Origin of the sequence: Peptostreptococcus anaerobius 653-L, assembly GCF_000178095.1 — a bacterium.
Taxonomy (GTDB): domain Bacteria; phylum Bacillota; class Clostridia; order Peptostreptococcales; family Peptostreptococcaceae; genus Peptostreptococcus; species Peptostreptococcus anaerobius.
Genome location: NZ_ADJN01000012.1, coordinates 1 through 12,338, shown reverse-complemented (window position 1 = coordinate 12,338; position 12,338 = coordinate 1). Strand labels below are relative to the sequence as shown.

The following is a 12,338-nucleotide window of genomic DNA, read 5'->3' as shown; positions in this document are numbered from 1 at the left end:
ATATTTTTTATATATTTTTCTAAAAATTCTTGTTTTTTATTTAAATTTATTAATAATCTATCTATTTTTGGGTAATAAGATAATATATCAATAAAAAAATGATAAGCAATGTAAGGCGGATTATCAATTTATTATAACAGGAGGTCATTATGACAATTACAAATTATTTTGAAAAGAAGAAAAAGCAGAGACAGAGAGAATTAAGAAGACAGAGACTAGCTAAGGTTGCTAAACTAGCTGCTCTAGGAGTTACTGCAGGTGTTGTAACATCAAAGCTAGCATCAGAAACTGAAACTGGCAGGAAGACCGCTCAGAAGCTAAAAGATACATCATCTGATGTTGCTGACTATGTGGTAGTTGAAAAAGATACTCTACTTTATAAGATTAGCAACGGACTAGCAACAGTTAAGTCAAAGGTAAGAGAATCTCGTGAAAACGTAAATGAATACTTTAAGGAAAAGTATCATGTTGTAGATGTTAAATTAGATAACAAATTCGAAACACTTGAAAACAAGCTAGATGTACTTGAAGGAAAAATCGAAGACAAGGTAGAAAAAACTGTTGAAAATGTTCAGAAGGCTGACAAGAAGTTCGGAAAAGCAGTCGATAAAACAGTTGATACAGCTGAAGAAGTAGCTGAAAAGGCAAACGATAAGGCTGAAGAAATGGCAGATAAGGCTAATGACAAAAAAGAAGAAATAGAAGATGCTGTCAAGGATAAAAAAGAAGATGTTGAAGACAAGCTAAACGATAAGAAGAAAGAACTTGAGGACAAGGCATCTGACAAAAAACAAGAAGCCTTCAATAAATTCCAGAAAGAAGAAAGAAAGTTAGAAAAGAAGATTCAAAAGTAGATTAAGGAGATCAGATATGACAATTACATTAGATATGAGTTTATTCCTATCAATTCTTGCTCTACTAGGGTGTGTTGCAATGGTTTTTCTTATAATCTTTTTAAAAAGACTTGCAGAGATTCTTAGAAGTGTTGACACATTGATTAAAGAAAACAGGAACAGCATAGGTCTTACAGTAGCAAACTTGCCTTCGATAACAGGCAATGTTGATACAATCGTTGGAAATGCAAAGGACATCACAGAAGATGCTGCTGTTATCAAGGACAGGATTAAGTCCGGTGTTAGTACATCAGTAGATGTAGTAAAAATAGTAAAAGACACAATAAAAAAATAAATCAAAAATATAAGCCTTCAAAAGTAAACTTCTTTTGAAGGCTTATTTATTTACTAATTTTTAATAATGTGTTCTTGAAGTATATTATCAACAAAAGATAGTATCATATCTGCCCCATCATCTCTAGAAATCTTACCCTTATATACCCTATAAAGAATTGATTCATGCGAGTATGAAGTAAGGTCATTGACCCACTCAAGCTTGTCTTGGTCTAAGAATCCATCATTTGCAATTTCTTGTAGCATATAGATATTTCTGCTTTCAAGAGAAGAAGACTCGAGCATCTTTTCTATAAATTTACTATGCTCTACCTTTTTAACTGGGAAAATCTGATAATACTCGTCTATATACTCAGCTATGTTTCTCTCTAGGTTATTGAAGAAAAAGCTATAGAAAGCGTCAATATTTATCATATTATGTTTTGCATAACATTCCCACACATTATGATAATTCTCCAAACTTGTTAAACTATCATCTACATAGTTCTCTAAATCGCTTATGTATTCATCATAATCAAACAAGAATACAAATATCTTAAGATGTTCTATGTTTTCAAAATAATTATAAATGGTAGCACTATTGTAGCCAGCCTTATCCCCGACCTTTCTAATAGTCAAGTTGTCTATACCATACTCTTCTATTACAAACTTGGCTGCCTTTATCAATAGCTTTATAGTCATTATTTTATAATCTGTCAATTCCTTTTTAGTCATTTTACGCCCCCTTTCTCCTTTACATTTTCAAAGTATAAACAATCTATACCGCTAATTATATTATATCCAATAAACCATAAAAAATAACAATTATCATGTGATTATCTATCGAAAATTTATATACTTATAATTTATAAAACAATAATAAAAAGAGCCTAGCTTAAACTAGACCCCACTTTTAACTAAGCTAACTTTGACTTTGCTACTTCTACTAACTGAGCAAATCCCTGTGGATCAGCTATAGCCATTTCAGATAACATCTTTCTGTTAACTTCTATATCAGCCTTCTTAAGTCCATGCATGAACTTTGAGTAAGATATATCGTTCATTCTACATGCAGCATTTATTCTCTGTATCCAAAGCTTTCTGAAGTCTCTCTTCTTCTGCTTTCTACCAACATATGCGTTCTTTAATGACTTCATTACAAACTGGTTTGAAGTCTTGAAAAGCTTACTTCTTGATCCTCTGAATCCCTTTGCAAGCTTTAATATTTTTTTATGTCTCTTATGGGCATTCATACCCTTCTTTACTCTTGCCATTCCTCTTCCTCCTAAAAATATTTCTTACTTGTATGGTAATAACTGTGCTATTCTCTTTGCATCTCCGTCACTAACTAAAGTTGACTGTCTAAGGTTCATCTTAGTCTTAGGAGACTTCTTAGTAAGTATATGACTCTTGTAAGCCTTAGCTCTCTTTAACTTACCGCTTCCTGTTTTCTTTAATCTCTTTGCTGCACCTCTATGTGTCTTCATTTTTGGCATAACAAAATCCTCCTCTCAATTATTATCTATTTCTTTGGATCTATAATTACAACCATATTATTACCCTCAAACTTAGGGGCCTTATTAGGTTCTCCAAATTCACTTACTAATTCTATGAATTTCATCATTACTTCCTTGCCTATATCCTTATGGCCTAGCTCTCTACCCCTGAATCTAAGCTCAACCTTGACCTTATCTCCCTTTTGTAGGAACTTAATAGCATTATTAGACTTAGTCTTTAAATCATTATCGCCAATACCTGGTCTTAGTCTAACTTCCTTAACAACTACTACCTTCTGTTTTTTCTTGGCTTCTTTTTCTTTTCTCGCCTGCTCATATCTGAATTTACCGTAATCCATTATTCTACAAACAGGTGGTTCTGCATTTGGTGAAATCATTGCTAAATCAAGATTCTTCTTAGCTGCCATTTCCATAGCCTGCTTTATTGAAACTACACCTAACTGTTCATTGTCGTCAGATATCAGTCTTACTTCCTTTGCTTTGATTTCTTCATTAATTGCTAGTTCTTTACTAATAATAGAACACCTCTACTTTCAACTTCATAAAAATGCTTAGTTCATTTTTTGCAATAAAAAAGACGGAACAAATCCGCCATAAGTTATCCATAGATTATAATCTATGCTTCTGATACTTATACAACCTTATTAAGCTCTGCCATAAGGTGAGAACGGACTCTACTTCTTTTCTACTTAACTAGTATATAACATATATCTATTCATGTCAAGCACTTTTCATATATTTTTTATATAGGGGGCAATAGCCCCCATATTTAACTTGTACTTTCCATTTAAATTCAATCCTAAATTAAAATTCGGTTCTAAATTTAACTCGGATCTAAATTTAAATCAGATTCTTATTTCAACTTGGATTCTTATTTCAACTTGGACTCCAAGCCTCTCTTGCAATTCCAACAAAACTACAATTCCCCCAAAACAAAGTATGCTTTGTCGATTAGTGAGAAATTATCTCGTAACCATCCTCTGTTACTAAGACCTGGTGTTCCCACTGGGCTGACAAGGAACCATCTCTAGTGTATGATGTCCAGCCATTTTTCTTGTCTATATAAACTTGTGGCTTGCCTATATTTATCATGGGCTCAATTGTAAACACCATACCAGGCACCATAAGCATACCAGTATCCTTCTGACCTACATGAGACACAAATGGTTCTTCGTGGAATTCATTACCTATACCGTGGCCACCAAACATGGTAACAACACTATAGCCATTCTCGTGGGCATACTCCTGTATAGCAGCTCCTATATCGCCTATATGCCCCCACGGTCTTACCTGATCTAGGCCCTTATTTAGGCACTCTTTAGTGAACTCAACTAGCTTTTTAGCCTCTTCGCTCACATTACCGATCGTAAACATTCTTGACGCATCAGAGAAATATCCGTCCTTTATAGTAGATATATCTACATTTATTATATCTCCATCCTTTAATATCACTTTTTCATCTGGTATTCCGTGACAAACCTCGTTATTTATTGACGTACAACAAGATTTTGGATATCCTTCATAGTTAAGAGGCGCTGGAATAGCACCATGGTCTACTGTATATTTATATACCATCTTGTCAATATCTTCAGTCGACATTCCAGCCACTACCTTATCCTCTAAGAAGTCTAGTATACCTGTGTTTACTTCAGCTGACTTTTTTATTCCCTCTATCTCTCTTGGTGTCTTTATTATAGTTTCATCCGGCACTATATGGCCCTTCATCCTGTATTCCCTTAGTTTTTCATCAAATTCTAGGTGGCACTTTTTATATTTTTTACCACTGCCACACCAACACCCATCATTTCTATTTAGCATTTTTACCTCCTATGTATAGCCTCATAATTATATGATACCACATTTTTATAAAAATATACATTTATTATTTGTATTTGATACTTGTTATTAATTTTGTGTACTAGTACACTTCTGTTTTTTTTCTTAATTGACCTGCATCAATTGACAATATGCGTAATAAAATAATAGAATGAAATGAGGATTTATTATAATAAAATTTAATATTATATATGGTTAGTCAAGGAGGTATTATTATGAAAGACTCAAAAGTTTCAAGACTTACTCAATGTGCAATACTAGCAGCCCTATGCTTTGTATCATTCACTTACTTGCAGATCAAGATACCTGTACCTGGTGGAGACGCTACTTCAATCCATTTTGGTAACGTATTTTTGGTGCTTGCATCACTATTAATAGGAGGTGTGTATGGTGGGCTTGCCGGTGCTATAGGTATGACAATAGCAGATATAATGGATCCAGTCTATATACTAGTCGCTCCAAAGACATTTGTCTTAAAGTTTATAATAGGTCTAATAGTAGGTACACTTGCCCACAAATTTGGACATATTAATGAGACAAGTGATAGAAAGCATATATTTAACTGGGTTCTAATGTCATCTATTTGTGGTATGGCATTCAATGTTATCGCAGACCCACTAGTTGGATACTTCTACAAGATATATGTACTTGGTCAGCCAGCTGACGTTGCTAGTGTCCTAGCAAAATGGAGTGCAGGTGCTACATTCTTCAATGCTATAACTACTGTTATAATAGCTTGCTTGATATACAATGCGCTTAGACCTATCCTAATAAAGTCAAATTTATTACTAGGTTACAATCCATCTAAAAATGCTAAAAATAGAGTTGAATAAGTTCTTGCCTTTTGCTACAGATTATGTTACAATATTCTAGTAGCAAACGAGGACATTGCTGGATTGCTGGAATTGGCAGACGGGGCGGACTCAAAATCCGTTGGTAGCAATACCGTGTGGGTTCAAGTCCCACATCCAGCACTTAGAACAGACTTTAGGGTCTGTTCTTTTTTTATAAATTCTAAAAAATCCACTGCAGTCCTAGATTCCCATCACCACTCACCGAATCCACACTGCTAATATAATAATTCAATTATCAAAAATCTTTTATCTTATTTCTTAAAATCCCAAAAACACCTATTAAATTCTGGACATAAGTGATATTATAGTATATAGATATGGTGTTACTTTGGAATTAAATCTTACTCCAATTTAATATGTTAATAGAAAAGAGGTATAAATATGATAAGTAAAAATTTAGAAAATGCCATTAATGAACAGATTAATTTTGAGTTTTATTCAGCCTACACATACTTGGCTATGTCAGCATATGCTGAAGAGATCGATTTTCCAGGAGCTGCAAACTTCTTCAAGATCCAGGCTCAAGAGGAATTAGACCATGCTAGAAAAATGTACGATTACCTATTCCAAAAGGGTGGTAAGGTAGTGCTTGAAGCCATCGAAAAGCCTAGGGCAGAGTTTGACAACCTATTGAATATCTTTGAAGAAGGCTTAAAGCATGAACAGACAGTAACTAAGAGAATATATAATATAGCCAACATAGCTCTTGATGAAAAGGAACACGCAACTATGAGTTTCCTTAGCTGGTTTGTAGATGAACAGGTCGAAGAAGAAGAAAACTTTACAAACCTTGTAAAGAAGATCAAAAGAGCAAGTGGCAATGAAGCCAACCTATATATGATAGATGACGAACTTGCAACTAGAGTATACACTCCTCCAGTACAGGCTAAATAGCTTAAAAATGAGTCTATGTAAAAAAATCTGTTAAATTGTAAGTCCTTCTATGGTAAAATTATTATCATAGGAGGACTTTTGTTATGGGAAGAAGAAAAGCTGCGGATTTAAAATCAATTTACTTGTCAGGATCCGAAGAACAGGCTAGGCAAAATTTAGATGCTGTTAGTGAAAAATAGTCTGAAAAATACCCGAATTCCCTTAAATCATGGTATACAAACTGGGATTGTATAATTCCTATTTTTAAATTTTCTCCAGTAACTAGAAGAGTTATATACACTACAAACGCTATAGAGAGCCTCAATGCCCAGTTTAAGAGATTAAACAGGAATAGAAGTGGTTTCCGACTAAATCTTCTTTGGAAAAAGCTTTATTTTTATCAGTAGAAAAAATAAGCAAAAAATGGACTCATCCTATTAGAATCGGAAGATTAGCCATAGAAGGCTAATTTACAGAAAAAATTACATACACTCTTAAAAATTTATAAAAAAAGACACCGAAGATATCATTTGTTTAATCTTCGGTGTCTAGATTGGCCTATGACTTTACCACCACTTTTATAGTTTTATATTCTATTTTTAATATTTAATTTTCTACTTATACATACGATCGTATTTAATCCTATACAGTATTACCTTCCTTTTCAGCAATTCTATTTAACAAATAAATTTGTTAAATTTACCAAGTCATACAATACAGAATTCGGAATATATCTCTGCCCACCTACAGCTATAATATAAGTCATATTATTATCCCTTATATATTTTTTAACTGTCTTGTTCCTATTATGATTGCTAGACACTAGCAATGTAGGTCTGTTATACATGCCAGATATAGGAGATATTGCAAGTGCATCTGCAAATTCTTCACCTGAAGCTACAAAAGCCTCCTTGCTATTTGCAAACTTAGACCTTGCAATTGCTAATGCTGTATCATACCTAGTCTGACCTGCCATTCTTTCAATTACACTTGGTAATTTAGCCTCTGTAGACTTAGATATAGTATTTACACCACCTGCTATATAAGTTTTGTTGATATTCAGGTCTTTGATAGTTCTAGCAATCTGTACTGGTACAGTATTTTTCTTCACTAATAGTATTGGGTAACCATCTCTAGATGCGAATGTACCTACCGCTAGGGCATCTGGGAATAACTCTCCTGATGCTACTACACCAACATTCTTTTTGCCTGTTATACCAACTACTCTCCTAGCTACCATCTCAGATGTGCTATACCTATCGTGACCTGATATTCTCTCAACATTCTTGTCAGCATCATATGGCTTCAGTTCTTCTCTAACCCTTTCTGATACAGAATTTTCTCCACCAACTATGATGACTTCCTTTGCTCCCAACCTAGTTATTTCTTTACCAACTCTAGGGTCTAACTTAGCCGTTGGGTTAAGTAAGATTGGAGCATCCTTCAATCTTGCTAGTACTGACGCTGTCATTGAATCTGGGAATAGGTCATGTCTAACTACTATTACCGTGTTCGCCTTATCGTAGTACTTCCTAGAAATCTTGATAGCAGTCTCTATCCTGTCATCGCCATCTACCCTACCTGGTACTGGAGTGTATGGTCTGTCTGGTCTAGGTCTTGGAACTATGTTCTTTTCGTATATTGCATATACAGTTATGTCTTTATTTACAGTAGTTTTTCCTGTGAATGTTGTACCTGTTCCATCTTCTTTAGTATTCCAACCTACGAATGTGTAACCATCCTTAGATGGGTTCCTTGGCATTGACTGAGTCTTATCTATATCATCGTCTACTGACTTTCCAGTTTCAACCAACACCTTCTTTTCATCATTTCCATCCTTAAAAGTAATTGTATTACTCTTTATTCCTACTGTTATAGACATGATATGACCTAAATCTGAACCTTTATCCTTGCCTATATCACTCTGTCTTGTTGCAAATACGTTCACAGCCCTTGTTGGATTAGGATCTTCCTTATAATTATCCATAAGACCATAGATATAACCCTTTATTGTATAAGTTTTGCCAAGTATTGCAGAACTTTCATATTTTATACCACCCACACTTAAATCCACGTCTAAAAAATCATCTGGCTCTCTTTCAAAATCAGTAATATTGTGTCCCAAAATCTTTTTAACTAACTTTATAGTTGCTTCCTTACCTTTTACTGTAACTGATTCTATCTCGTAATTTTTATTTTTAATTTCTATAGAATTTTTTATATCGCTAGAAGTATAAGACAACCCCTCTGGCAACTCTAGAGTCAAATAAGTTTCACCACAAAAATTAGTTTTATTTGGTGATGTATCTCCAACATATGCAAACTCTTCCCAAGCTTTAAAAGGACTCAAATCAGACTTCACATCAATTTTATTCTTTAACAAGTCATCAGTTGTAGACCTATATACCCCTTTGCTTTCACCACCAATAGACATATCACTCTCAGGATACTTTACTTTTTTGTAAGTTTCTGTTTTTTTAGCTTGTTTGGCGTAATCTTTAAATTTTTCAACTTCAGAACCAGTTATCCCCAAAGATCCAGCTTGATAAGAAAAACCATCAAGCCTGCTCAAATCTAACTTTTCTGGAACTAAAAATCCTATTGGATCATTACCTCCTTCATCTAAAAATTGCCACATATTATTTAGTCCAAGAGGTGCATTACTTTTCACTATTTTCAACTTTATCCAGTCATTTTTAATATCGTATCCGTTTTTTATAACATCATCCTTATCATCCAAAATAGATTTATTGTATGATAATATATCATCACTTTCATTGGCAAATGACACAACTGGCAACGCTGTCATAATCATAGTCATAGCCATTACATAAATAGCACTCTTCTTAATCATTTTATTCATAACTACTTTTGCTCCATTAACCTATTTATAAATTACATCATGTAATATTTCTTTTGCAGCTATATCAACAATAGGCTTTTTATACTTAGGAAGGAAACTCCATCTTCCATTGTAATATAACTTACAATCACCCTTTGATTTTATTGTTGCTAAAGTATCTCCTGGATTGGCATTGCTTGCGTCAATCTCAAAAGGGACTTCAACTTTTATAAGATGACCTGGCTTATTTATTTCTTTTTCAACAAGTTCAAAGAACCCTGCATAATCATTCCAATTGCCTAGCTGAATAACAACAGTAACTACATTTTCAGGATCATTCGGAGACACATATATCTTACTTATAGCACCAGACTCTTCAGACACTTCTATCTTACTTTTATCAACAACTACATTTGATGGTAACTCGATCTTGTAGTTGCAAGTAGGAAAGCCTTTATCAGCACCATACATAACTATATGTTCAGCAGGAAAGCCTATACTTGTTTTACCTTCAAAATCTCTTTTAAAAGTTTCTAAAGCATCTTCAAATAAATCGTGAGCTTCAATCTCTCCACCCAAAGTACCCCTGTATATCTTTCTACCATTATCATCAAATACTTTACCATCTTCCAATACGTAATCTTTCAGATTGATAGTACCAAAGATCCTCTGGTTAACATCTTGATAAGATGCATACACAGATTTACCTGGAGTTATACTCTCAGCAAATACATTTGACATACTTGCAAATACACCTACCACCATTGCTAGAGCCATTACTAGGCTCAACATTTTTTTGAACAATTTTTTCATTTTACTCCTCCTTTTCTTAAATCTTCTTAAAAAATTAAAAATTATTATAAAAAAATTGGCAAAGACATATACCTACATATTAGGTATATGTCTTTGCCAATTATAAAAACTTATTATTGCGACGCAAAATGACAGAACTATAGCTCTGTCTGTCTGTCTGTCTGTCTGTCTGTCTGTCTGTCTGTCTGTCTGTCTGTCTAAGAATTATATCAAACTTCTTCATCAACTATCATCTCTTTTCACATAACTACACAAAATTAAAACTCTATCCAAATCCTATCCTACATACTATACGACCATGTTTATCATACAAATAAGATTCCTATGCATTATTATACTATTTTTATATAGTATTTGCAATAACTAATCGTTAATAATTTTACTTTTATGAAAATAATGGACAGCACTATGAAAATATTCCCACAGTGCTGTCATTAAATCAATATTAAACTATACTAAAACACTAAAACCAAATTGTAATACTAGAATTTATAGTACTTCAACATCTACATTTTCCCTATCTTCAATCTGCTTTTTGATTTTTGCTAGGAATTCATCTATTGACATCTGACCTAGCTCACCTTCATCTCTAGACCTAACAGATAGTAGGCCGCTTTCCATTTCCTTTTCACCTACAACTAGCATATAAGGTATCTTTTCTAGCTGGGCTTCTCTTATCTTAAATCCAACCTTTTCTGCCCTATCATCAAGTTCAACCCTGATACCTGCATCAAATAGCTTTTCAACTAGTTCTTTTGCAAATTCATTGTACTTGTCTGATACTGATAGGACCTTTACCTGGCATGGTGCTAGCCATACTGGGAACTTACCAGCGTAGTTTTCTATTAGGATTCCTATGAATCTTTCTATTGAACCAAGAGCAACTCTATGGATCATTATTGGTCTATGCTTTTCTCCATCCTTACCTACATATGTAGCATCAAACCTCTGTGGTAGCTGCATATCTAGCTGGATTGTACCACACTGCCAAGTTCTACCTATACAGTCTCTTAGGTGGAAGTCTATCTTTGGTCCATAGAAGGCACCGTCACCCTCGTTTACTATATAGTCCATGCCTAATTCTTCTAGGGCACCTCTTAGACCATCTTCTGCTATTGCCCATTCTTCATCAGTTCCCATTGAATCTTCTGGTCTAGTAGACAACTCTACATGGTAACTGAATCCAAACTTAGTATATACCTTGTCTATTAGGTTAACTACTCCCTTTATTTCATCTCTGATCTGTTCCGGTAGCATGAATATATGAGCATCATCCTGAGTGAAGGCTCTAACTCTCATTAGTCCATGTAGGGCGCCTGATAGTTCGTGTCTATGTACTCTACCTCTTTCCCCAACTCTCATAGGGAAATCTCTATATGAATGTAGCTGTGACTTGTAGTATAACATGGCTCCTGGACAGTTCATAGGCTTGATTGCATAATCTTCTTCATCTATCTGAACTGTGTACATATTTTCCTTGTAATGGAACCAGTGACCTGAAGTCTCCCATAATTTTCTGTTAAGTATTATTGGAGTTTCTATTTCAACATAGTGGGCTTCTCTGTGGATTTCTTCCCAGTACTTCATTAGAGACTGCTTTAGGGCTGTACCTCTTGGCAAGAATAGAGGGAATCCTGGTCCTTCTTCTGGTATCATAAATAGTCCAAGTTCCTTACCTATCTTTCTGTGGTCTCTCTTCTTAGCTTCTTCAAGCATCTTTAAGTAGGCTTCTAGGTCCTTATTCTTTTCAAATGAAGTACCATATACTCTTTGAAGCATCTTGTTGTTTTCATCACCTCTCCAATAAGCACCTGCTATTGACTGTAACTTAAAGGCCTTTACCTTCTTAGTTGACTGAAGGTGTGGTCCCCTACATAGGTCAACAAAATCTCCCTGTCTGTACATTGATATTACTTCTTCAGCTGGAAGGTCTTCTATCATTTCTACCTTGTAGTCTTCACCAATTTCCTTCATCATCTTGATAGCTTCTTCTCTAGATACCTCAAAACCTTCGATTTTTAGGTCTTCCTTAACTATCTTCTTCATTTCAGCTTCTATCTTTTCTAGGTCTTCTGGAACTAACCTATAGTCTAAATCTATATCATAGTAGAATCCATTGTCTATTGCTGGACCTATAGCAAGCTTGGCTTGAGGCCAAAGTCTCTTTACAGCCTGGGCAAATATATGGGCTGAAGTATGTCTAAATACTTCCTTACCCTCTGCGTCATCAAACTTAAAGAAGTTTACCTTGCAGTCCTTGTCTAGCTTTTCATTTAGGCTAGCCATTCTTCCATCAACTGAACCTACTAGTACACTTCTAGCAAATCCATCACTAATTCCCTTGGCAACGTCAAGTAGTGATACTCCATCTTCAAACTCTAGGACACTGCCGTCTTTTAATTCAACTTTTATCATAATAATACCTCCATATAAAATC

The 12,338-nt window shown here is 34.5% G+C and carries 13 protein-coding genes, 1 tRNA gene and 1 pseudogene; 6 read left to right on the top strand and 9 right to left on the bottom strand.

Annotated features, from left to right (window positions below; all coding sequences use genetic code 11):
• The first annotated feature begins 149 nt into the window (after nucleotides 1–149).
• Both HMPREF0631_RS00935 and HMPREF0631_RS00930 read left to right on the top strand, forming a co-directional pair.
• On the top strand, nucleotides 150–854 hold the full coding sequence (locus HMPREF0631_RS00935) for a hypothetical protein (RefSeq protein ID WP_002842810.1): 705 nt from the start codon (nucleotides 150–152) through the stop codon (nucleotides 852–854).
• A gap of 16 nt (nucleotides 855–870) precedes the next feature.
• Entirely contained in the window at nucleotides 871–1,188 is a 318-nt protein-coding gene (locus HMPREF0631_RS00930) for a hypothetical protein (protein ID WP_002842808.1), read from the top strand.
• A 53-nt stretch (nucleotides 1,189–1,241) separates the two neighbouring features.
• Here HMPREF0631_RS00930 and HMPREF0631_RS00925 read toward each other — a convergent pair whose 3' ends face one another.
• The 5 genes from HMPREF0631_RS00925 to HMPREF0631_RS00905 form a co-directional block, all read right to left on the bottom strand.
• Complete coding sequence (locus tag HMPREF0631_RS00925) at nucleotides 1,242–1,901, bottom strand: TetR/AcrR family transcriptional regulator (protein ID WP_002842786.1); 660 nt, start codon at nucleotides 1,899–1,901, stop codon at nucleotides 1,242–1,244.
• 182 nt (nucleotides 1,902–2,083) lie between these two features.
• Entirely contained in the window at nucleotides 2,084–2,440 is a 357-nt protein-coding gene (rplT, locus tag HMPREF0631_RS00920; protein ID WP_002842772.1) for a 50S ribosomal protein L20, read from the bottom strand.
• Between the two features lie 24 nt (nucleotides 2,441–2,464).
• Nucleotides 2,465–2,662: a 50S ribosomal protein L35 gene (gene rpmI, locus HMPREF0631_RS00915; RefSeq protein WP_002842818.1), complete on the bottom strand. Its 198-nt coding sequence runs from the start codon at nucleotides 2,660–2,662 to the stop codon at nucleotides 2,465–2,467.
• A gap of 26 nt (nucleotides 2,663–2,688) precedes the next feature.
• Entirely contained in the window at nucleotides 2,689–3,180 is a 492-nt protein-coding gene (infC, locus tag HMPREF0631_RS00910; RefSeq protein ID WP_316132792.1) for a translation initiation factor IF-3, read from the bottom strand.
• A 454-nt stretch (nucleotides 3,181–3,634) separates the two neighbouring features.
• Nucleotides 3,635–4,501: a methionyl aminopeptidase gene (locus HMPREF0631_RS00905; protein WP_002842763.1), complete on the bottom strand. Its 867-nt coding sequence runs from the start codon at nucleotides 4,499–4,501 to the stop codon at nucleotides 3,635–3,637.
• Nucleotides 4,502–4,734: 233 nt separating this feature from the next.
• Between HMPREF0631_RS00905 and HMPREF0631_RS00900 the strand changes: the two genes are divergently transcribed.
• The 4 genes and pseudogenes from HMPREF0631_RS00900 to HMPREF0631_RS10470 form a co-directional block, all read left to right on the top strand.
• Nucleotides 4,735–5,352: an ECF transporter S component gene (locus tag HMPREF0631_RS00900; protein ID WP_002842757.1), complete on the top strand. Its 618-nt coding sequence runs from the start codon at nucleotides 4,735–4,737 to the stop codon at nucleotides 5,350–5,352.
• 57 nt (nucleotides 5,353–5,409) lie between these two features.
• Nucleotides 5,410–5,493 (top strand) — tRNA-Leu (locus tag HMPREF0631_RS00895).
• Between the two features lie 261 nt (nucleotides 5,494–5,754).
• Nucleotides 5,755–6,267 carry a ferritin gene (locus HMPREF0631_RS00890; protein ID WP_002842807.1) on the top strand — a complete coding sequence of 171 codons (513 nt, stop codon included), beginning with the start codon at nucleotides 5,755–5,757 and terminating at the stop codon, nucleotides 6,265–6,267.
• A 98-nt stretch (nucleotides 6,268–6,365) separates the two neighbouring features.
• A pseudogene (locus HMPREF0631_RS10470) lies at nucleotides 6,366–6,715 on the top strand (transposase); the annotation flags it as partial.
• Nucleotides 6,716–6,919: 204 nt separating this feature from the next.
• Here HMPREF0631_RS10470 and HMPREF0631_RS00885 read toward each other — a convergent pair.
• The 4 genes from HMPREF0631_RS00885 to thrS all read right to left on the bottom strand — a co-directional run bounded on the left by HMPREF0631_RS00885 (nucleotide 6,920) and on the right by thrS (nucleotide 12,316).
• Complete coding sequence (locus HMPREF0631_RS00885; protein ID WP_002842821.1) at nucleotides 6,920–9,109, bottom strand: cell wall-binding repeat-containing protein; 2,190 nt, start codon at nucleotides 9,107–9,109, stop codon at nucleotides 6,920–6,922.
• 21 nt (nucleotides 9,110–9,130) lie between these two features.
• The gene (locus HMPREF0631_RS00880; RefSeq protein WP_002842784.1) at nucleotides 9,131–9,901 is read right to left on the bottom strand and encodes a hypothetical protein; all 771 of its coding nucleotides are present in this window, start codon (nucleotides 9,899–9,901) and stop codon (nucleotides 9,131–9,133) included.
• Nucleotides 9,902–10,001: 100 nt separating this feature from the next.
• A complete protein-coding gene (locus tag HMPREF0631_RS10275; protein WP_002842800.1) occupies nucleotides 10,002–10,124 on the bottom strand; it encodes a hypothetical protein in 123 nt (40 codons plus the stop codon).
• Between the two features lie 266 nt (nucleotides 10,125–10,390).
• A complete protein-coding gene (gene thrS, locus HMPREF0631_RS00875) occupies nucleotides 10,391–12,316 on the bottom strand; it encodes a threonine--tRNA ligase (protein ID WP_002842761.1) in 1,926 nt (641 codons plus the stop codon).
• Nucleotides 12,317–12,338: the final 22 nt, after the last annotated feature.